18 protein-coding genes are annotated in these 20,973 nt (G+C 69.0%); 8 read left to right on the top strand and 10 right to left on the bottom strand.

All coding sequences use genetic code 11. From position 1 onward, the window contains the following. Positions 1–40 precede the first annotated feature (40 nt). Positions 41–916 (top strand): NAD(P)H-binding protein, encoded by an 876-nt coding sequence (locus tag ACGFMP_RS13870; RefSeq protein ID WP_393672438.1) that lies wholly within the window; start codon positions 41–43, stop codon positions 914–916. Between the two features lie 124 nt (positions 917–1,040). After that, positions 1,041–1,535 carry a pentapeptide repeat-containing protein gene (locus ACGFMP_RS13865; RefSeq protein ID WP_393672811.1) on the top strand — a complete coding sequence of 165 codons (495 nt, stop codon included), beginning with the start codon at positions 1,041–1,043 and terminating at the stop codon, positions 1,533–1,535. A gap of 87 nt (positions 1,536–1,622) precedes the next feature. Here the strand turns inward: ACGFMP_RS13865 and ACGFMP_RS13860 are convergent, their stop codons facing one another. The 4 genes from ACGFMP_RS13860 to ACGFMP_RS13845 form a co-directional block, all read right to left on the bottom strand. Next, a complete protein-coding gene (locus tag ACGFMP_RS13860) occupies positions 1,623–2,441 on the bottom strand; it encodes an SAM-dependent methyltransferase (RefSeq protein ID WP_393672436.1) in 819 nt (272 codons plus the stop codon). A 63-nt stretch (positions 2,442–2,504) separates the two neighbouring features. After that, entirely contained in the window at positions 2,505–3,323 is an 819-nt protein-coding gene (locus ACGFMP_RS13855) for an SAM-dependent methyltransferase (protein ID WP_393672434.1), read from the bottom strand. 218 nt (positions 3,324–3,541) lie between these two features. Beyond that, a complete protein-coding gene (locus tag ACGFMP_RS13850) occupies positions 3,542–4,408 on the bottom strand; it encodes a helix-turn-helix domain-containing protein (protein ID WP_393672433.1) in 867 nt (288 codons plus the stop codon). A 463-nt stretch (positions 4,409–4,871) separates the two neighbouring features. Then, positions 4,872–5,786, bottom strand: coding sequence for an alpha/beta fold hydrolase (locus ACGFMP_RS13845; RefSeq protein ID WP_393672432.1), 915 nt, complete (start codon positions 5,784–5,786; stop codon positions 4,872–4,874). A gap of 671 nt (positions 5,787–6,457) precedes the next feature. Between ACGFMP_RS13845 and ACGFMP_RS13840 the strand changes: the two genes are divergently transcribed. Together ACGFMP_RS13840 and ACGFMP_RS13835 are read left to right on the top strand one after the other, a co-directional pair. Further along, positions 6,458–7,267 (top strand): alpha/beta fold hydrolase, encoded by an 810-nt coding sequence (locus tag ACGFMP_RS13840; RefSeq protein ID WP_393672431.1) that lies wholly within the window; start codon positions 6,458–6,460, stop codon positions 7,265–7,267. Positions 7,268–7,465: 198 nt separating this feature from the next. After that, a complete protein-coding gene (locus ACGFMP_RS13835; RefSeq protein WP_393672430.1) occupies positions 7,466–8,698 on the top strand; it encodes a PP2C family protein-serine/threonine phosphatase in 1,233 nt (410 codons plus the stop codon). 35 nt (positions 8,699–8,733) lie between these two features. On the opposite strand, the gene ACGFMP_RS13830 is transcribed toward ACGFMP_RS13835, so the two are convergent. Together ACGFMP_RS13830 and ACGFMP_RS13825 are read right to left on the bottom strand one after the other, a co-directional pair. Then, positions 8,734–9,573 carry an alpha/beta fold hydrolase gene (locus ACGFMP_RS13830; protein WP_393672428.1) on the bottom strand — a complete coding sequence of 280 codons (840 nt, stop codon included), beginning with the start codon at positions 9,571–9,573 and terminating at the stop codon, positions 8,734–8,736. Positions 9,574–9,928: 355 nt separating this feature from the next. Next, a complete protein-coding gene (locus tag ACGFMP_RS13825; RefSeq protein ID WP_393672427.1) occupies positions 9,929–10,702 on the bottom strand; it encodes a class I SAM-dependent methyltransferase in 774 nt (257 codons plus the stop codon). A 293-nt stretch (positions 10,703–10,995) separates the two neighbouring features. Between ACGFMP_RS13825 and ACGFMP_RS13820 the strand changes: the two genes are divergently transcribed. After that, entirely contained in the window at positions 10,996–11,412 is a 417-nt protein-coding gene (locus ACGFMP_RS13820; protein ID WP_393672426.1) for an SH3 domain-containing protein, read from the top strand. Between the two features lie 75 nt (positions 11,413–11,487). Here the strand turns inward: ACGFMP_RS13820 and ACGFMP_RS13815 are convergent, their stop codons facing one another. Further along, positions 11,488–12,156, bottom strand: a complete 669-nt coding sequence (locus ACGFMP_RS13815; RefSeq protein ID WP_393672424.1) for a TetR/AcrR family transcriptional regulator — start codon at positions 12,154–12,156, stop codon at positions 11,488–11,490. Positions 12,157–12,278: 122 nt separating this feature from the next. Between ACGFMP_RS13815 and ACGFMP_RS13810 the strand changes: the two genes are divergently transcribed. Beyond that, on the top strand, positions 12,279–12,998 hold the full coding sequence (locus ACGFMP_RS13810) for a DUF3159 domain-containing protein (RefSeq protein WP_393672423.1): 720 nt from the start codon (positions 12,279–12,281) through the stop codon (positions 12,996–12,998). A 172-nt stretch (positions 12,999–13,170) separates the two neighbouring features. Here the strand turns inward: ACGFMP_RS13810 and ACGFMP_RS13805 are convergent, their stop codons facing one another. Next, a complete protein-coding gene (locus ACGFMP_RS13805) occupies positions 13,171–13,764 on the bottom strand; it encodes a DUF4291 domain-containing protein (protein ID WP_393672421.1) in 594 nt (197 codons plus the stop codon). A 165-nt stretch (positions 13,765–13,929) separates the two neighbouring features. Between ACGFMP_RS13805 and ACGFMP_RS13800 the strand changes: the two genes are divergently transcribed. Beyond that, positions 13,930–14,598 carry a Type 1 glutamine amidotransferase-like domain-containing protein gene (locus ACGFMP_RS13800; RefSeq protein ID WP_393672420.1) on the top strand — a complete coding sequence of 223 codons (669 nt, stop codon included), beginning with the start codon at positions 13,930–13,932 and terminating at the stop codon, positions 14,596–14,598. A gap of 172 nt (positions 14,599–14,770) precedes the next feature. Here the strand turns inward: ACGFMP_RS13800 and ACGFMP_RS13795 are convergent, their stop codons facing one another. Together ACGFMP_RS13795 and ACGFMP_RS13790 are read right to left on the bottom strand one after the other, a co-directional pair. Then, a complete protein-coding gene (locus tag ACGFMP_RS13795) occupies positions 14,771–17,143 on the bottom strand; it encodes a glycoside hydrolase family 44 protein (RefSeq protein ID WP_393672419.1) in 2,373 nt (790 codons plus the stop codon). Between the two features lie 210 nt (positions 17,144–17,353). Beyond that, on the bottom strand, positions 17,354–19,021 hold the full coding sequence (locus tag ACGFMP_RS13790; protein WP_393672417.1) for a class I adenylate-forming enzyme family protein: 1,668 nt from the start codon (positions 19,019–19,021) through the stop codon (positions 17,354–17,356). Between the two features lie 271 nt (positions 19,022–19,292). Here ACGFMP_RS13790 and ACGFMP_RS13785 point away from each other — a divergent pair, with 271 nt between their 5' ends. After that, the gene (locus ACGFMP_RS13785) at positions 19,293–20,921 is read left to right on the top strand and encodes an NAD(P)-binding domain-containing protein (RefSeq protein ID WP_393672416.1); all 1,629 of its coding nucleotides are present in this window, start codon (positions 19,293–19,295) and stop codon (positions 20,919–20,921) included. Positions 20,922–20,973 lie beyond the last annotated feature (52 nt).

Below are 20,973 nucleotides of genomic sequence, written 5' to 3'. Positions count from 1 at the left end.
CCCGGGTCGTATCCCCGAGCATCACCGAAGGAGAACGAGCGTGTCCCGCACCGTCCTGGTCACCGGAGCCACCGGAACCGTGTCCACCGCACTGATGAATGCGCTGGAGGGAGCCGACGTCGACCTTCGTGCCCTCGTCCGTGCGGAGTCCAAAGCGGACGGCCTGCGCGAGCGGAACGCCGCGGTCGTCGTCGGCGACCTCGACGACACACGGTCTCTTCCGCCTGCCTTCGAGGGCGTGCAGGACGTGTGGCTGCTCACCCCGAACAGCCCGCGCGCTCCGGAGAACAACATGAACGCCTTGTGGGCCGCACGCCAGGCAGGTGTGGAGCGCATCGTGCGCCTGTCCGTCGCCGGCGCGGCACACGACGCGCCGAACCGCAGCGGCAGGCTGCACGCCCTGTCCGACCGGGAGACCGAATGGAGTGGCATGCGGTGGACGATCCTGCGTCCGCTCTGGTTCATGCAGAATCTGCTGAACGAGGCGGACGACATCTCCGGCACCGGCACTTTCTCGCTCAACATGGCCTCGGCGCCGATCGGTATGGTCGACGTACGCGACATCGCCGAGTGCGCCGCCCGGGTGCTCCTCGACGACCCGGATCGCCACCACGGTGAGACATACACCCTTACCGGCCCGCGCCCGCTGACGTTCGACGAGGTCGCGCGCCAACTGAGCCTCGCTCTCGGCAGGTCCATCGCATACCTGCCGGTCAGTGACGACGCCAAGCGCGGGGCACTGCTCGGCTACGGCGTTCCGAAATGGACCGTCGACATGATCGAGGAGTACGCGCAGGCGTACGTCTCCGGCTGGGGCGACTTCACCACCGACTCGGTCGCCGACCTCCTCTGCCGCCCCCCGCGCGACATCGCTGACTTCGCCCGGGACCACGCCGCAGCCTTCACCCGGTGCTGACGACGACTGGCCCCGTGACCCGCAGCCGGGGAGCGATGGGCAGGCGGCGATACTGGCCGCTTCGCCTGCGGGCGGCCGCCCTCGGCGGCTACGGTCGGAGAATGATGTGGTGGCAGGCGGCGTTATGGGGTCTGGGCGGCGGTGGAGCCGCCACCGTGGTCTCCCTGTCCGCTACCTGGTCGGCGCGATCCTTTCCGGCGCGGACCTGAGCCGCGTGGATCTGACCGACGCGAATCTGACCCGCGCGAATCTGGCCCGCGCGCGCCTTGTGGGCACGAACCTCATCGGCGCACACCTGGCCGGCGCGAACCTGAGCGCCGCCCGGCTGATCGGCGCGCACCTGATCGGTGCGGACCTGACGAGCGCGGACCTGACCGACGCAAACCTGTTCGACGCGCACGTGATCGGTGCGGACCTGACCGGCGCGCACCTGATCGGTGCGGACCTGAGTGGCGCGAGCTTGCTGAGTGCGCTGTGGTCGGAGCGGACGCTTTGGCCCTCCGGTCTTGCCGCAAGGATGAAGGAGCAGTCCGAACCGCTCGCCGATGGCCGGTGGCGTGTGCGCGGATCGGGGAGCAGTGAAGCAGATCTGTCAGTACCCCAGGTGCCGGTGCCCTGACCAGGTTGTGGACAGCCGGAAGACCGGGACGGGCGTGATCGGTCGTCGGGCGGGAGGGGAGAACGGCATGATGTGCGCCCGCACGGGTCAGTTCTTCACGCCGACAGCGCCGTAACCGCCTATATGGGAGAGCTCCCGCTTGGTCGGCACCGGGCCGTCGGGCCGCCACAGCGGCAGCTGGACCAGCCCGGGGTCGACGAGGTCGAAGCCCTCGCACAGGGCCACGAGTTCCGCGTGCGTCCTGAGGTTGAAGGTGGCGGTGGCCTTGCTCTGCCGGTACACGTCGGCGGCCTCTTCCGAACCCGTCCCTGGCGCATGGAAGTCGGCCGTGGGATGGCTGAAGATCAGATGACTGCCTGCGGGCAGCGCGTCCCGATAGGCGGCGACCAGGCCGGCGGGGTCCTCGTCGTCACGGATGAAGTGGAGGATGGCCACCAGCATCAGTCCGACCGGCTGGTCGAAGTCGATCAGCTTGCCGATGGTCGGGTGTTGCAGGATGCTCTCCGGGTCCCGCAAGTCGCCCAGGAAGAAACCCGTGTTGCTCGTGCCGAGGAGGTGCGCCCCGGCGTGGGTGGCCACGATCGGGTCGTTGTCGATGTACGCCACCCTGACGTCCGGGGAGACGTCGTGTGCGACCTGGTGGGTGTTCGGCGACGTGGGAATGCCGGTGCCTATGTCGATGATCTGCCGGATACCGCTCTCGGCCAGGAACCGCACCGCCCGGTGCATGAACGCCCGGTTCGCCCGCGCGGACGGCACCGCGTCAGGCAACAAGTGGATCACCTGCTGGGCGGCTTCGCGGTCCACCTCGTAGTTGTCCTTGCCGCCGAGGTAGTAGTCGTACATGCGGGCAGGGTGCGGCCTGCTGGTGTCGATCTCTTCGACGGTGAATCCCTGGTCGGCCAACGCCGTACTCCGATCTGCTGCGTGGGTCGGTGATGATGCGGGTGAAGCATCCACGGATGCCGCTCAGTTCTTGATGCCGACGCCGCCGTAGATGCCGACGTGAGAGCGCTCCTGCTCGGTCGGGGCCGGCCCGTCGGGCCGCCACAGCGGCAGCTGGACCAGTCCGGGGTCGACCAGTTCGAAGCCGTCGAAGAGGCCCAACACCTCGGCACCCGTCCTGAGGTTGAAGGTGGCGGTGGCCTTGCTCTGCCGGTACACGTCGATGGCGTCCCCCGAACCCGTCTCCGGCGGGTGGAAGTCGGCAGTGGCGTGGCTGAGGACCATCCGACTGCCTGCGGGCAGCGCGTCCCGATAGGCGGCGACCAGGCCGGCGGGGTCCTCGTCGTCACGGATGAAGTGCAGGATGGCCACCAGCATCAGTCCGACCGGCTGGTCGAAGTCGATCAGCTTGCCGATGGTCGGATGCCCCAGGATGCTCTCCGGGTCCCGCAGATCCCCCAGGAAGAACCCGGTGTTGCCCGTACCCAGCAGATGCGCCCCGGCATGCGTGGCCACGATCGGGTCGTTGTCGACGTAGGCCACCCTGATGTCCGGGGAGACCTCGTGTGCGACCTGGTGGGTGTTCGGCGACGTGGGAATGCCGGTGCCTATGTCGATGATCTGCCGGATACCGCTCTCGGCCAGGAACCGCACCGCCCGGTGCATGAACGCCCGGTTCCCCAGCGCCGACGGCACCGCGTCGGGGAACAGGTCGATCACCTGCTGGGCGGCTTCGCGGTCCACCTCGTAGTTGTCCTTGCCGCCGAGGTAGTAGTCGTACATACGAGCCGGGTGCGGCCTGCTCGTGTCTATCTCGGCGACAGGAAAGCCATCGTCGGTCAACGCCGTCCTCCGGTCCGTCGTGGCCTCGCCAATGCGCGAGTCCTCGGCCTGCTGCTACGTGCTGCGCAAACGGGTCGTGCGTGCGGTGCCTGTGCTGCCGTACGGTGGCTGTGCCGTGCGGTGCTCAGCCGAGCCGGGCGCCCGCTGCGGCGCCCAGGACGAAGGTGGTGGCATCGATCCCGGTGTGGATCGGTGCGGTTGCCGAGGCGATCCATCGCTCAGATCTCCTTGCGCATGCCGGCAAGGATCGATTTGGTGCTCTGTGCCGGCGCGGCCTGCGCGCACATCCGGTCCAGCGCCTCCAGGAACGTGGACACATCGTCACGCTCGTCGAAGTAGACGCCCCCCACCAGGCTCTCCACGTAGGCGATGTCCGGGATCTCCTGGAGCTGGAAGCGGAAGATGTGGAAAGGCCCGTACATCGCCGGGTGCGGGCCTGCCGCGAAGGGCATGATCTGCAAACGGACGTTGGGCAGATCGGCCACCTCGAGCAGCGCGTCCACCTGCTCACGCATCACCTCGCGCCCGCCGATGGGGCGGCGCAGCACGGTCTCATCCATGACGAACCACAGCAGCGGCGCCTTGTCCCGCCGGAGCAGCGACTGGCGCTCGATCCGCAGCGTGACGAGCCGGTCGATCTCATCGGCCGCCCCGTGCGGCAGCCCGGCGCGCAGCGTGGCCCGTGCGTACGCGGGCGTCTGCAGCAGGCCGGGCACGTAGTGCGGTTCGTACGCGCGGATGACCGCGGCCTCACCTTCGAGGCTGACGAAGGCGCTGAACCAGTGGGGCAGCACGTCGCGGAAGCTGTGCCACCAGCCGGGCCTGTTGGCCTCGCGGACGAGGGCGAGGAAGCCGCTGACCTCGTCGGGCGAGACCACCCCGTAGGTGGTGAGCAGCTTCTCCACATACGGCAGCTTCAGTCCGACTTCGGCCCTCTCCATCCGGCGGATGGTGGCGTGGGTGACGTCCAGCGCCCGGCCGGCCTGCTCGAGACTGACACCGGCCTGCTCCCGCAGATCCTGAAGGCGCTTGCCCAGCACCATGCGCAGGACCGTCGGGGCACCACCCGGCCGGGGGTCCATCACAGAGGCTCCTTCTCCAACTTCCTTGGCCGAAGGGCAGTCTGCCATGTTGTCAGGCTTCAGGGGCCGAGAGTCACGTCGGTGCGCCGGGGAAGTGCCGCTCGTCGATGCTCCGCAGCGCCGGCCAGTAGTCGTGGACCACTGCGTCCAAGGCCGGGGCCAACGATCGAGGGCGCCGGGCGTCGCACAAAGGAAGCGATCAACCCCACCCACGCCTGGAGAGACCCGTCCGGCATCTCGGTGCCCTGGTGATAGACACTCGCCATTCGCTCATTGTCGTAAGCACGGCTCATGCGGGTCGATCCCGGTGCGGCGAGCACGCTCGCACAAGGTTGGGAGACGCCTGCACAGGGCCTCAGCGGCGACTACTCCGGGGGTTGAGCCCGGCACCCGCACGGAGTGAGACCTCACCCCCGTGGCGTCATCACCTGCCGACCACGGCCACGGGGGGACGTCACCTCGATGGTCAGTCGCTTCCCTGGACGGCGCTGATCACGACATCGGTCACCGCGTCCGGGTTGGAGACCATCGACAGGTGCGGTGCATTCACGCTGACGGTGTGGGAGCCGGCCCGTGCTGTCATGATTTTCTGTTCGGCCGGAGGAATCACCTTGTCCGCTGTGCCGATCAGGGCCCAGGACGGGATGGTCTTCCAGGCGGGAACTCCGGACGGCTCGGTCAGGGTGCTGGCGGCAAAGGGCCTTTGTCCTGCTGCCAGCACGTCCGACTTGTTGAGGGGGACGCCTGCGGCGAAGAAGCCGGGGAAAAGCTTCGGCTTCACGTACAGGTCCACATCCCCATTGCCGCCGGGGATGGGAACGGTGTTGAAGACCGTGCTGGGATCCGGTACGGCCAGGACCGATCCGGGCTGGGCGGCACTCAGCTGTCCCACCGTTTCACCCTTGTCGGGGATGAAGGCATCGATGTAGACGAGCGCCTTGATGTTCGCGATGCCCGTCGCGGCGTTGGAGATGACGAACCCACCGTAGGAGTGGCCCGCAAGCACCACGGGACCGGTGAGGGTCTGCAGGTAGGCCCGCAGGTTGGCTGTGTCCGTGGCGACTCCCCGGAGGGTGTTGGGGGGAGCCAGGACGGTGAACCCTCGCTTCTGGAGGCGCTCGGTGACCTCCGCCCAACTGGAGGCGTCTGCCCACGCGCCGTGGACCAGAACGATCGTGGGCGTGGCGACGTGCGACGGGCCGCCGGCGGGTGCGTGACCGCTGCTGGCGGGCACATGACTGCTGCTGGAGGTGCAGCCCGCCGTCAGGGCGACTGCTGCCGTTGTCGCCAGCACGATCAGACCGAGGTGTCGCCTGCACTTCACGTGACTCTCTCCTTCGTGGGATCCATTTGCCGAACTCGGATTGCCGAACCCGGACACGCAAAGCGCCGCCGAAATCTTCCCGATCGAGCATGGGGTATTGACTCCCGAATTCACGGGAGCCGTCGGTTTTCGTTTCCGGGGTGATTGATCCCTGAATCGTCTTCCGACCTGGTATTTGATTCGTCAACGGCGTCCGAAAAACCCAAGATCTGCCATGGGTCTGTTTCAGCGGACTGGGCAAAGCCCAGGGGAGACTGGCGCTTTTAGGCTTGTGCACGTGAGCCTAGTTTGACGATGCCGGGCTCGCGCGCCGGGTGAGGCGTATGGAAATGGATTCACCGCTGTGGAGCAGTCGATCATCGATCGGCTCAACCTGGGATGCGCTCTGCCAGTCCTCGTACCGCAGCAGGGATGACGCCCTCAGCGGCGATCCGGATCCCCGTGCTGGAGGCGATCTCGGAAGGGAAGACGCGGGTGCGGCCGTTCGACGTTCTGGCGAGCACGGCGTGAGTACGCGCCGAGCCCGTGCGATTGTGGTCCTCGGGTTACCTCATCCCGGTTTCTCTTCGCTGCCGCCGTGCGTGTCTCGAACTTCTTCGCCCGTGGAATAGCGATCGTTACCAAGCGAGCGCTATTCCATGGGTGTCAGGCACCCCGCCGGCACCGCGTACGAGGGGAAAGGCCCCACCATGTCCACAGCAACGGCAGCAACTGCTCCCACTCAGACCGTGAACATCGCTGGGACCCCGTTCGCCTACCGCGAGGTCGGCCTCGCCGAGGGTCTTCCGCTGGTACTCCTGCACCACGTCACCGCGATGCTGGACGACTGGGACCCCGCCGTGGTCGACGGCCTCGCGGCTGAGCGGCGCGTCATCCTGGTCGACCTTCGCGGCGTCGGCCGCTCCGGGGGGACCACTCCCGACACCTTCGAGGCGATGGCCGCGGACACCGTCGCCTTCCTGGACGCCCTCGGCCTGGACACGGTCGACCTGCTCGGCTACTCCCTGGGCGGTATCGTCGCCCAAGTCGTCGCCCAGCAGCACCCCGAACGCGTCCGCCGGATCATCCTGGCAGCCACCGCGCCCGCAGGCGCCCAGGGTCCCGCGGCCACCGGCGCCACCCTCCAGGAGGCCACCCGGAAGGCCGCCGAGCAGGGCAAACACCCCAAGCATTTCCTGTTTTTCGAACCTTCGCAGTCCAGCCAGGACGCCGCGGACGCCTTCCTCGGCCGCCTCGACGAGCGCGTCACCGACGACCGGGACACCCCGGTCTCCGACGAGACCATCGGCGCCCAGTTGACCGCGCTCACCTCCTGGGAACAGGACACCTCATCGGCCGGCCTGGCGGCCGTGAAGCACCCCGTCCTCGTCGTCAACGGCGACAACGACACCATGTGGCCCACCGAGACCGGCACCCTCCGCCTCGCCCATGTGCTGCCCAACGCCAAACTGGCCATCTACCCCGACTCCGGCCACGGCGGCATCTTCCAGTACCACGAGGTGTTCGTGCAGCAGGCACTGGACTTCCTCCGCGACTGATCCGTAGCGGAGAGGAGTGCCGGTTGGTCTGGCATGACGGCCGCTTGGCGGCTCGGCTGCTCGGTCGCTCGGTCGGAGGGCGGCGGCACGCGGGCCACGTCGCGCGTGCCCCGCGGAACTCGTCAGGAGCGCAGGCGAACGCATTTCGTCACAGTGACGGCAATCCACCCCGGGTGGATATCCAACGGAGGGCAGTTCGTGGGTCTCGCAACCGCTCGCGATCTCGTGGCGGGAAAGCTCAAGAGCCTGCCGCGACGGATCGCTCAGCGCTACGCCGCAGTGGTCGGAAAGCAGGAACGGGAGACGTACCCGGCCGCCGATGACATGCCCCTCGCCATGCGGAGCAGCCTGTCGGTCGCGGTCCTGCTGATCGCCGTCATTTTCGTGCTCGGTCTGCTCCTGCGACCCGACCAGCACCTGGCGTCCCTGCTGGTCGCTCCGCCCACGATCACTGCCGCGGCCTGCGGCCTACCGGCGACGGCCGCGGTCGCGACGGTCTGCTGCGGCCTGGCGCTGGTATTGGACGCTCTGGACGGGAGCTGGTACACCTCGATCCCCGCGATCCACGTGATCACCATTGTCTTCGTCACGATCTTCGTCACGGCATTGCGCGGGGTGCGCGACCGTAGTCTCAGGGAATTGATCGAGGTCCGTGCGGTGTCCGAGGCGGTGCAGCGGATTCTGCTGCGGCCACTTCCCGAACGAATGGGCGACGTGCGGATCGCCTCCGTCTACCATTCTGCCCAGCCATGGGCGAATCTGGGCGGCGACCTGTACGCGGCAGCCCGGACTGCCAACAGCATCAGATTCGTCATCGGGGATGTCCGCGGGAAAGGCCTTGCCGCCGTCGACGACGCCGAGGCCCTGCTGGGCGGTTTCCGTGAAGCCGCGCCCCGGGCGGCTGACCTGCCCGCACTCGCCGCCTATCTCGAAGAGAGCATGGAGAACCACTTCGAGCACGCCGGCGAAACGGACGAGTCCGCGGCGGAACGCTTCGTCACCGCTTTGTTCCTCGAGATCTCCGACGACGCGGGAGACAACACCCGAACCGTGAGAACGGTCAACTGCGGCCACTACCCGCCGCTCCTCGTCGGCCGCTCCACGGCCGGGCTCAGCTACCCGTCGCGGGAGTCCCCGCCGCTCGGTCTCAACAGCCGGAACAGAGACGACTACGACGTGGAGCAGTTCCGCCTCGGATCGGGAGAGATGCTCCTGCTCTACACCGATGGTGTGGTCGAGGCCCGCGACGCCTCCGGCGCCTTCTACGATCTCTACGCGAACGTCGGCCAATGGGCGACTCAGCAGCCGGACCGGCTCCTGAGCGACCTTCTCGATTCACTACGCGCCCATACCGGAGGCTCCCTCGACGACGATGTCGCCATGGTTGCCCTGCGAAGGGAAGGGTCTGCCGCGCAGTCGAGTGGCGTCTGATCCGACCCGCGCATCAGTCTGCGCCGCACCGACCGTCAGGTGAGGACGCGGCCGAGGAACCCGTGGATGTACCCGCTGATCGCGTCCAGGTGCGTCTCCAGGGCGAAGTGGCCGGCGGGCAGCAGGTGGATTTCGGCCTCGGGCAGGTCACGGGAGAACGCGCGCGCGCCGTCCGGCCCGAAGATCTCGTCCCGCTCGCCCCAGACGGCGAGCATGGGCACCCGGCTGTCGCGGAAGTACTCCTGCAGCTTCGGGTAACCGTCGATGTTCGTCGGGTAGTCGCGGAAGAGCGCCAACTGGACCTCGTCGTTGCCGGGCCGCTCCAGGAGGAGCTGGTCCAGGGTCCAGGTGTCAGGGCTGACGAGGCTGGGGTCGGACGCGCCGTTCTCGTACTGCCAACGCGTCGTGCTCGGGCTGAACTTGGCCCGTGCGCCCGGCTCCGTCTCGCGACTGGGGTCGCCGGCGTACGCGAACAGGTCGTCCCAGAAGGGCTTGGTGAAGCCCTCCATGTAGGCGTTGCCGCTCTGCGAGATGATCGCGTTGACCTCGAAGGACGGGTCGAGTGCCAGGCGCCAGCCGATCGGTGCTCCGTAGTCGTGCACATAGATGGCGAAGCGGTCGATGCCGAGATGCTTCAGAAGGCCCGCGGTGATGCCCGCGAGGTTGTCGAAGGTGTAGTCGAACTCGTCCACCTTGGGCATGGCGGAGTGGCCGAATCCGATGTGGTCGGTGGCGATGACGTGGTAGTCGTCCGCCAGTGCGGGGACGAGATGCCGGAACATGTGGGAGCTGCTCGGGAATCCGTGCAGCAGCAGCACCACCGGCGCGTCGCTGGGTCCGGCCTCGCGGTAGAAGACCTTCTGGCCGTTGATCATGGCTGTGTTGTGTCGAGTGGGAAGCACTAGGACCTCCTGCGCCCTCTGGCGCGGAACTGCGTCAAATCCGCCTGCGCGCAATCCGGTCGGATCAAAGGGTGGCAAGCGGTCACCGCGTAGGCCGGGGAACAGCCCCCCTGGCATGGCGTGATACCTCGCGACAGATGGCGCTGGCCGCCACCCTTCCCAGGGTATGCGCGACGCCCAGAGGCGACAACACGACCGAACCGATCTTCCTGCTCGGTAGCCATGCGCGCGACGGGGTCCTCGGACGAGCTGCGATTCCAGCGGCATCGCCGTGGCCGGCCACCACGGGACAGCCGACGGCCGGCTGATCGGTTGCGTCAGCGCGAGGTCAGGCCGGTGAGGTGCCGCGCCACAGGCTGGCGCCGGCGGCAAAGACGATCGGGTCCATGGCGGACAGCTCTCTTCGTACCCGGGCTTCGAACTCGGTTCGGGCATCTGCCGGGAGGGCGTCGATGAAGGCGCGGGAGCCGTGCGAGAGCCCCCAGTTCCAGAACGTGTCGGCGTCGGGGACGGGAAGACGCTGCTCGATGGCGGTCACACTGACGCTCGTGAACCCCGCCGCCGCGAGGAGCCGCTTCTCATCCAGGGGCCGACTGAGCCGTCCTTGGCCGACGGGTATCAGGGGCTGGAATTCGCGGAAGAGGGCATTGTAGAACTCCCACTCCGGCGCGTCTTCGACCGCGCCCGGGACGGAGAAGGAGAACACCCCGCCGGGAGTCAGGACTCGACGGATCTCCAGGGCTGCCCTTGCCGGATCATCGAGCAAGTGGACGACGAATCCCGCACAGACCAGGTCGAAGGAGCTGTCGGGAAAGTCCAGTTGGTGAACGTCCATCACCCGCGCTTGGTGAACCTGCGGGTGCTGGGCCGAAATCCGCTCGATCATGCCAGGGGCGCAGTCCACCGCCGTCACCTGGCAGCCGCGGGCGAGCGCGGCAGCGGTCAGGGCGCCGCGCCCGGCGCCCAGGTCGAGGACACGGGTGCCGTGCGCCGGAGCGAGCCACTCCATGTGCTGGTGGCCGAACCCGGCGAAGAACGGCAATACCTCGTCATATAGCGAGGCCACTTCGTCGAAGAGGGCGGTGGCTCGCGCTGTGGTCATGGCCGGTCATCCTGGCAGAGGGACAGATGGCCTGCACTCCCATTTCGGCCCCACCCGCCGGATCGGTCCCACACCTCATCCGGCACCAACCGCTCGACCAGACACGTCAGGCGTGGCTCAACCAACGACCGCAGCGAAGGAAGCGACACAGACATCCACGGCGCGGTCCTGAATGTCATCTTTCTGGATGAACGAAGGCGTTTCGTCCGCTAACTCGTGGTTCTCAGACGTAATGTTCCTCGGGAGTACCGCCGCGATCCGCGGCCGGTGGCTGTCGAGAACCGGAGAGGCCCATGTCCATGTTCACCGCTTCCGCCCTGTGCAGTCTGAGGCGTACTGCCGGCACCGTTGCCGGAGTCCTCGCCGTGGGTGGCGTCCTGTTCGCCGCCGCCCCCGCCCAGGCGGCGCCGGCCCAGCCCTACGGCACGATCACCTCGCCCGCCGGTCTGAATGTCCGTCAGTTCCCGAGCACGGACTCATCCGTCGTCGGCTTTTACGGCAACGGTGCGCAGGTGGGCCTCACGTGCAAGGTCCGGGCGCAGAACGTGGACGGCAACACGATCTGGTACCTGGTGCGCGGCAGCAGCCACGAGCGCTGGCTCAGCGCCAGGTACGTCGCCAACACCGGCGCCGTGTCGTACTGCAACAGTGTCCTGACCTCTGCCGCGAGCGCGCAGGTGCAGGGCCAGCACCCGGGCGCCAAGGGCTGAGTCCGCAGCCCCCATCCGCTGGCCTCCGGGCGGCGCCCCCTGGAGGTGTTCACCGAAGCTCGGTGGGATTGCCGGTCAGGGCGCGGCGTGGGGTGCGGCGTGGGGTGCGGCCAAGTGCGCGACGAGGCGGGCGACTTGCCGGGCGAACGCCTCCTGGAAGTCGGCTCGGTCGGCATCGGCGCCGAAGATCTGCCGGGCCACCTGGGGCAGCAGGACCGGTGCGCTCGCCATGGCGTACAGGGCGAGCAGGAGGTGGCCGGCGTCGAGGTCGTCGGGGAATTCGCCGGCCGCCTGGCGTTCGCGGAGCTGGTCGACGATGCGGTGCATGAAGTCGACCCGGCCTTGGCTGTGCCGCCCGATGTCCGTGTGCTCACCGGCCTCGGGAGTGTCGCCGAGGCCCTCCCAGGCCAGCAGGCGGGTGATGTCGGCGTTGCGGCCGGTGACGCGTACGTAGTCGGCCGCGATGTCGCTCAGCGGTTTGTCGGCGGCCGGCAGCGGGTCCAGGGCGCTGGTGCCGCGCTCCAGTACGGCCTGGTAGAGGCCCGCCTTGCCGTCGAAGTGGTACGAGATCAGCTGTGCGTTCAGACCGGCGGCCTTGGCGATGCGGGTGACGCGGGCGCCGGAGTACCCGTGCGCGCTGAACTCGCCGACGGCGGCACTGATGATCCGCTCCCGTGTGCGCCCCGAATCCCGGCGCCGGTCCGCTTCCTGGGGGGCCCGACGTGCGCGCTTGTCCGTTGCCATGAGCCCAGAGCCTAGCCGCTGAGGGTCCGGTTCATCTACTCATGTGATTTGTCATTCATCCGTTTGACTTTGTCATCACGATGAATGACATTGGTGATGAGGCAACGATGAGGAGGACGACGATGAAGGTGTTGGCCCGAGGCACCCACCGGGGCAGCCTGCGGCACAAGGCGCCCGGTGTCCTGATCGCGGCCCTGCCCACCGTCGCCTTCCTGGTGGCAGACGCCGCCGCGTCGCTGACCACAGGGCTGATCGCAGCCGCGGTGGCGGCCGTGGCCGGGTTCGGGTGGCGCCTGATCCGCAAGGAAAAGCTGCGCCAGGCGGTCATCGGCCTGGCCACGGTCAGCGTGTGCGCCACGGTCGCGGCGCTGACCGGCGAAGCACGAGGCTTCTTCCTCGTGCCCGCACTGATTCCGTTCGTCGTGGTCGCCGTCTGCCTCGCCAGCATCGTGGTCGGACGCCCCCTGACAGGCGTGATCCTGAACAAGGTGAGCGGCGGTCCGTCCGACTGGCGCTCCGAGGCGCCGCTGCGGCGCGTCCATACCGTCTCGACCTGGGTCTGCGTCGCCGTCAACGTCGTCAACGCCGCGCTGCAGGTCGTCTACTACCGCGGGAATGACCCCGTCGTCCTCGGCATCGTGCACATCGCCACCGGCCCCGTCTTCGCCGCGATCGTGGCGGCCACCATTGTCTTCGCCCGCAGGGCCGCACCCGCCCGCACCTTCCGGGCCGCGCCGGCACCGACGTCGCGTGAACCCGGTTCCCGCGAACCAACCGCCGCTGCCTCGGCGGCGTCCGAGGCCAGCACCCGCTGCTCGGCCTCGGCCACGAACGGCGACTGACGACCCTCGACGGGCCGGGAGACGGTCGGGCCCGAGGCCACCAGCCCGAACAGGGCAGGCTTCGCTTGCCGCTTGCCGCTTGCCGCTTGCCGCTTGCCGCTTGCCGATGTCGGCCAAGCGGACGCCGACGAGGGGGCGAGGTCGCCCTGGAAGTCATCCCGAGTGGCTCCGCTCACCGGTGCAGGTGGCCCAGGCCTCCCGCGGGCACAGGGTAGGGGTGTTCAGCGGGCAGGAGGTGTCGTGCTGCGGTCAGGTCGCCGTCCCGCACGTGGTCGTGAATCGTGTGCGCGAGTGTGGTGATGTCGGTGATGGCGACCGTCCACTCGTCGGCGTAGCGGCGCGCGGCTTCTCCTGTGAGGCCGAGTTGCAGTGAGCGGTGCGGGAGTGGCCGCAGGTGCAGGTCGCGTTCCGGGTCCCACTGGACCCGAGCCGGGGAGCGCTTCAACTCGCGCTGCCAGGTGGGGCGGTCAGGATGCAGACCGGGCTCATAGTGGGCCAGGACGGCATGTTCCAGTGCCCACGCGAAGCCCTCGCGGGTGATCTCGACGGCCAGGACCGTTTCCTGGCCGTCCTTGGAGCCCCATCCGCAGCGGTACATCATCCAGAGGAATGAGGGCTTGATCCACGTCATCCGGTCCCGCTGCCAGGCTGCCGGGAAGCGACCGTCCCGGGCGGCGGGAAGGCCGATCTCCGGCCTGTACGCCTGGTAGACGGTGACGGTGGAAGCGGTATGGAGGGCTCGGATCTGGTGCTTGGGTTCTGCCACGGTGACCAGGGTGAGGGCGCTGTTCGATGCGGGCCATCGAATTTGCGCTGCGCGTGTCTGTCGAGCCCGCGCAGGCAGATGGGGGGTGCAGGCGATGCCGGTGAAGGCCACGAAACAGGCTGAAAGATCTTTTGCGCGCGTCGCCGGTTGTGGTTGGCTCGCCCGATGGAGTTTCTTCTGACGGCGAGCGGGCTGCGCAACGAGACGCTGCGGGATGCCCTGCGGGACATGCTCGGAAAGCCGTTCGGGTCGGCGAACGTCGTGTTCGTGCCCACGGCGTCCGTTGCCGAGCCCGGGGACCATGGGTGGCTCGTCGCGGACATGAACCGCCTGCACGGTCTCGGCTGGCGGCAGTTCGACGTCCTGGAGCTGAACGGCCTGCCCCGGCGGACCGTGCTCGACCGGCTGCTGCGCGCCGACGTCGTCTACGTGGAGGGCGGCAACCAGTATCACCTTGCGCGGAGCATCACCGGCAACGACCTGGCCGGCGGCTTCCTGGAGGCGCTGGAGAGCCGGGTCTATGTGGGGGTGAGCGCCGGATCGATGATCTTCAGCCGGAACCTCACCGAGCACTCCGCCGACGTCATCGGGGACGCGGCGGATCTCCACGCGCTCGGTGCGACGACCCTGGAACCGCCCTTCGGTCTCTTCGACTGGTATCTGAAGCCGCACCTGTATTCGCCGGACTTCCCCGAGCGGGACGACGCCTGGGCTGAGCGCATTGCCGAACGGGCCGACTTTCCGCTCTACTTCATCGACGACGAGACGGCCGTTCGGATCAGGGACGACACGGTGGACGTCGTCTCCGAAGGGCGGTGGCGGCTCTTTCCGTGACGGGACGGAGCCGGGATGCCCCGGGCCTGTGCCGGTGGGCCGTGTGCCGTAGGCAGCCGGTGCCGGCCCCGCCCCGCCGCTCGGAGGCAGGTGAACGGCGGGGTGGGGCCGGGCGTTCGGACATCGTCCAGGTGTGCGGCGGATCGATGTCAGCCGGGCGGCGACCAGGAGTTCACCGCACCACGTGCGCGCCCGGTGCGCGCCCGACGGCCGCGGTGACGGTCCGGCTCGCGAGGCCCGAGGCAGTGCCACACCGCTTGCCGTTGAGGGTGAAGGTCTGCGGGGCCGGGTTGGCGCCGGTGTAGGAGCCGTTGAAGCCGATGGTGGTGGAGGCGCCGGTGGCCAGCGCGGAGTTCCAGCCCGCGTCCTTGACGGTGACCGCGGTGCCGCTCTGGGACCATGTGCCGTTCCAGCCCTGGGTGACCTTCTGGTTGCCGGTGAAGGAGAAGCCGAGCCGCCAGCCGTTGATCGGCGCCGCCTTGTTGGTGATGGTGACGCTGCCACCGAAGCCGCTTCCCCAGTCCGTGGTCACGGAGTAGGCGACCGTGCAGACAGCGCTCTGGCCCGCGGTGGTGGTGACGGTCAGCGAGGGCGACGGCGGGGAGCTGCGGCCCGCGGTGTCCTTGGCGACGACGCGGAAGGTGTAGGCGGTGGACGGGCTGAGCCCGGTGATCGTCGTGCTCGTGGTCGACGCGTCGACGGTCGCGACGGCGGAGGTGGTCGCGGGGTCGCCGGGGTAGACCAGGTAGGACGCCAGCGGCGAGGAGCCGGCGGTGGCCGGGGCCCAGGTCAAAGTGGCCCGGTCGGGACCGACCGCGGAGGCGGTCGGAGTGCCGGGCGCGGACGGCGGGGTGGCGGTGGTGGATCCGGCCGGGATGACGTATTCGGTGATCGAGTACGCGGGGAAGGTCGCGCTGAAGTTCCCGCCGGACAGCGCCTGGTCGGCGGGGTGCTGAATGGCGGTGGGGTCGTCCTGTCCGTAGCGGTAGACCTGCGCGGCGGCGGGCAGTGCGGTGCCGGAGGTCAGCGAGACCGGGGCGGTCAGGTCGCCGGTGGTCTTGTTGATCACGATGACGGTCGTCGCGTGGTCGCTGCCGCGCGTGGCTGCGTAGACCGCGAGTTGATCCTGGTCGGCGCTGCCGGAGGTGACGGCCGTGTCGCCGAACGCACCACCGGCGCCGTCGTAGTTGCGGAACATCCGGAAGGCGTAGGCACCGGGGTCGGTGGCCTTGGGCGGTGACCACAAGGTGGCCAGGTCGAGGCCCTCGCGCCCGAAGATCCCAAGGGCGTCCGCCTCGGCCAGGGCGCCGTCGATGTGGTCGAGCGCGCCCCAGTTGTACTCGGATATGGCGAGCTTCGTACCGGGGTAGTTCTGGTCGACCAGCGAGCGCATCCGCGGGATGAACTGGATGGGCTGGTTGATCCAGCTCTCGTCGACGTACGACGGGTCCCACAACTGCCGGGTGGAGCGCAGCCGGAGTGCCTGGGTGGCCGCGTCGTCGGTGCTGCCCAGCGCCACGCCCGACTGCTGCGGGTAGATGTGCTCGTCGAAGTAGTCGAGGATGCGGGTGCCGTGGGCCTGCTGGTAGGCCTGCATCTGCTGGAGGTACCAGGTCGCGAAGGGCACTCCGCCGTGCGCCGCCTGGTCGGGCGGGTTGGACCAGCAGCTGCCGCCCTCCCTGTTGCAGACGTCCTGGTCGAGCCCTGAGTAGGTCAGGGAGTTGAAGCCCCAGCCGACCGGGCCGAGGGTCTTCGCGCCGGGGTCGGCGGCCTTGACGGCTGCCGCGGTGGCGTAGGTGCTGTCGCGGAGCTCGTCGTCGCTCGCGCCGGTGGGGTGGACGTCCCGGTGGGTGGCGTGCCACAGGTCGGGTTCGTTGTCGAGGTCGTAGAAGCGCACCCCGCCCTGCCCGGCCGCGCCGTACGCGCTGTCGAGATACTGCACCCAGCCCTTGGTGAAGTCGGCGCCGATCGGGACGCTGGTGTCGGCGGGGTCGTTGCCGGTGACCGGGGTGCCGTCGGTCTTGGTGCCGTTGCCGCAATCGGGGCGCCACTGGGCGTCGCTGCCCTGCTGCGGACCGTATGCGGCGATGCTGAAGCCGCAGGCGTTGTCGCGTCCCGCGGGGGTCCAGCCGATCATCGGCACGGTCAACAACGTGTCGCTGCCGGTGCGCAGGTTCTGGTCGACGAACTTGTCCGCCTCGGAGCCGGCCGGCAGCGCGGCGGGGTCGTTGTCGGAGGAGACGTTCTCGAAGTACCAGTCGGAGCCGGTGTTGTGGGTGTCGAGCTTGTAGTTGTAGCGCGTGGTGGCGTTGCCGCCCCAGCGGTTCACCGGCAGCCGCAGCTCCTTTGCCAGGGCTTCGTCCGCGAAGTTCATGCCGTAGACGTGGGGGTCGATGGCATGCAGGCCCGTGGTGGTGTCGACCCTGAGAGCCGGGCCCGCGGCTGCGGCCGATGCGGAGGTCGGCGGCGCTGCCGCCCCGGCCGGCAGGGCCGCGACCACGGTGAGGACCAGCGCGGCGAGCGCGCCCTTGGATGATGTACGCATTGTCTCCTTCTCCTGGTGTGGGGGGAGCCGGCGAGCGCGGGGGAGCACGGCCGGGTGATCAGGGGCTGAAGGGACTGCTGGTTCGCGCGTCAGACTATATGGGAGCGCTCCCATTCTGAAGAGTGCCGGGCCTGGGGGGAAGTTGACGGTCCCGCGGGACGTCGTGGGCCCGTCGTCGCACTCCGGCCGGTTCCGGCTGAAGGGGCCGCCTCACTCGACGGCGCCGCCGGACGGTTCCGCGCCACCGGTGGCCTCCGGGCCCACGACTGGCTTGCCGTCACCTGACCGGTCGACCTCCCCGGCCCGCGGGAGGCGGGCGAGCAGCGCCCGCTTGTCCGGCTTGCCGCCGGGGGCGGTCGGCACCGTGTCGATCAGGGTGAACGTGGCCGGGACGGCGCCGTCGCCGAGAGCGCCGCGGACCGCCTCGCGCAACCCGTGCGGGTCGGGAGTGCGGCCCGGCGCCGCGACGACGAAGGCGTGTGCGGCCTCGCCGGAGCGCTCGTCGGGCGCGGCGACGACGTATGCCTGGTCGACGTCGCTGTGTGCGCACAGCACGGTCTCGATGGCGCCGGTGTAGTGGAGGATCGCGTTGACGAAGACCACGTCGCGGGCTCGCCCGACCAGCCGCAGGAACCCGTCGGGGCTGAACGCGCCCAGGTCGCGCGTCCTGATCCAGCCGTCCCGCGTCACCTCGGCGGTCCGCTCCGGCTCCTGCCAGTAACCGGACATCATGCCGTCGGTGCGCACCCAGACCTCGCCCGCCGTGCCCGTCGGCACCGGCCGTCCCTCCGGGTCGCGGACGCTGACGTCGGCGCCGGGCTGCGGCCTGCCCACTGTGTCGAGGACCTGCGAGCCGTGCTCGACGATGTCGGCGGGTGTCAGCAGGGTGAGCATGCCGGTCTCGGTCTGGCCGTAGCCCTGGTAGACGACTGGGCCCAGCAGCTCGACCGCCTCGGCGATGCGGTGTGCCGGCAGCGGGGAGCCGGCCACGAGCAGGGCCCGCATGGCGGCGGTGTCGACGGGCTCGGCGCGCAGCACGTCCAGCGCCTGGTAGAGGCGGGGGACGGTGCACAGGCAGGCGGTGGCGCTGTAGCGGGCCCAGGTGTGCGGGAAGGAGAGGGGCCCGTCGGGTATGACGGCGGTGCCACCGCTGAGCAGGCACAGTGCGAGGTGCTCCAGCATCACGGCGCTGGTGAGGGTTCCGAAGACCAGGAAACGGCTGTAGCCGGACGCCAGTTCGCGGGCCATCGGGGTCCAGCGCTCGGCCGGCTGCCACGACCAGTGCCGGCTGAGCGCTGCGTAGGTCTGCGCGCACCCCTTGGGATTGCCGGTGCTGCCGCTGGTCAGGGTGATCAGGCCGACATCTTCCGGGCGGCCCCGCGCCGCCAGTTCGGGTGCTGACCGCAACGCTGCGACCTCGCCGGGCCGGGCCGGGTCGTCCCATCCGAAGGGCTCTGCGGCGTCCGGCAGGACATCCCGGGTGACGTCGAGGTGCCGGGTGCCTGCCGCCTTCGTGGCCGCGGCCAGCACCTCGTCCGCAGTAGTGTCGTCGGCGAGGACCGCGTCCACCCCCTGACCGAGGACGTGAGCCAGCTGAGGAGGGGTCAGACCCGGGCGCAGGCCGGTGACCCGACACCCGAGCAGGTGGGCGGCGATCTGCGCGGCGAAGCCGTGCGGAGTGACGGCGGTGGTGACGGCCACCGCACCGCCGGGCCCCAGGCCCGCGGCGCTCAGCCCCCGCACCGCCTGGCACACCAGCCGCAGCACCGCCACGCGGGGGACCGGACGCCCGCGGAACTCGAAGGCCGGCACGTCGGGCTCGCGCAGCAGCGCCTCGACCAGGGGCCGGGGGAACACCGGTTCGATTCTTGCGTTCACTGTGCCCTCCGTTCGGCGCGGCATCAGGAGGCGACGTGTCAAGGGGCGGTATTCAGCCTGCGGAAAGGCCTGCACTTCTGCGCATTTCGCCCCTTGAGAGCGCCGTGATGCCCTGGCCCCGCCGGGGCCGACCGCCTGGTTAGTTATCCGTAAAGTCAGCCGGATAACCCGCCATTGCGATGTGACGTGGATCACATCTCGGCGGTCTGGATGACTTCTTGAAGGCTAAACTAGGGTGGCTGGGCATCCTGTCCGAGCCCTGGAGGTCTTGATGTCCGGAGAAGAACGGCTCGATTACCTGGTAGTAGGTGCGGGACCTGCTGGCACACAGGCCGGGTATTTCCTGGAGCGGGCCGGCAGAAATTACCTGGTGGTGGAGGCGGGTGAGTCCCCGGGCACATTCTTCCGCCGCTTTCCGCGGCACAGGAAGATGATCTCCAACAACAAGGTCAACACCGGGTGGGACGATCCGGAGCTGAACCTGCGGATGGACTGGAACTCGCTGCTGTCGCAGGAGAACGGCCCGCTGTTCACGGCGGTCACCCCGCGCTACTTCCCACCGGCCGACGCGTTCGTCGGCTACCTCGCCGACTTCGCGGCGACCCATGGAATACGCATCCGCTGCAACACCCGCATCGTCCGCATCTCCCGGGAGCCGGACGAGTCCTCCGGCGGCGGCCGCGGGCAGCGCGGGGACTTCCTCGCGCACGCCGAGGACGGCACGGTGCTGCGCGCGCGCCGGATCATCGCCGCCACCGGTGTCAGCCGCCCCTACGTTCCGCCCTTCGAGGGCGCGGAGCTCGCCGAGACCTACGCCGACGTCTCGGTGGACCCCGAGGAGTTCACCGGAAAGCGGGTCCTGGTGATCGGTCGCGGGAATTCGGCCTTCGAGACGGCGGACAATTTGATCGAGAATGCCGCGGTCATCCATGTGGCAGGTCCGGGTTCCCTCCGGCTGGCCTGGCAGACCCACTTCGTGGGGCATCTCAGAGCACTCAACAACAACTTCCTGGACACTTATCAGCTCAAATCGCAGAATGCCCTGCTCGACGGCGACATCCAGTACGTGAAAAGGGACGACGACGGCACTTACCGGGTCGCCGTGAAATTCTCCAGGGTTGCAGAGGTCGTCAAAGAGATTCCGTACGACCGGGTCATCCTTGCCACCGGTTTCCGATTCGACGCCTCGGTCTTCGACGAGGACTGCCGCCCCGCGCTCGCCATCAGGGATCGTTTCCCGGCGCAGACCGAGGCGTGGGAGTCGGTGAACGTCCCCGACCTGTTTTTCGTCGGGACGATCACCCAGGTTCGCGACTTCAAGAGGTCCACCAGCGGGTTCATCCACGGCTTCCGCTACGGCGTGCGGGCGCTGCACCGCATGCTGGAGCAGCGCTACCACGACCGGGACTGGCCCTCCCAGGACGTGGCCGGCAGCCCGGAGGCGGTCGCGGACGCGATCTTGGCCCGGGTCAACCGCTCCTCCGGGTTGTGGCAGATGTTCGCCTTCCTCGCCGACACCGTCGCCCTTGGCGCGGACGGTTCGGTCCGCTACTACCCGGAGGTGCCGCTTGACCACCTCCACCCGGCCATCGCCGACGGGCGGTTCGGTGCCGTGGACCGCTGTCTGGCCGTCACCCTGGAGTACGGCGCCGACCACGACAAGGTCAACCCGTTCGACGTGTCGGTCACCCGGGTATCGCAGGAGTCCACCGGCGGGCTCGACGGCCGCTACCTGCACCCCGTGGTGCGGCTGTTCCAGGACGGCAAGGTGCTCGCCGAGCACCACCTCACCGAGAACCTGGAGAACGAGTGGGACAGCGAGACGGTGCATCGAGCCCCGCTGATCAGCTTCCTGAGCGCGCACAGCGTCCCGGGAGCGCCCGTACCCGGCACCTCGTGACCCGGTCGCCGGCGGCCGGCCCCTGTGCGGGGTCGGCACGGACCGCCTCAGG

It is taken from the genome of Streptomyces sp. NPDC049040 (assembly GCF_043197715.1).
Taxonomy (GTDB): Bacteria; Actinomycetota; Actinomycetes; order Streptomycetales; family Streptomycetaceae; genus Actinacidiphila.
This window is presented reverse-complemented; position numbering and strand designations above follow the sequence as displayed.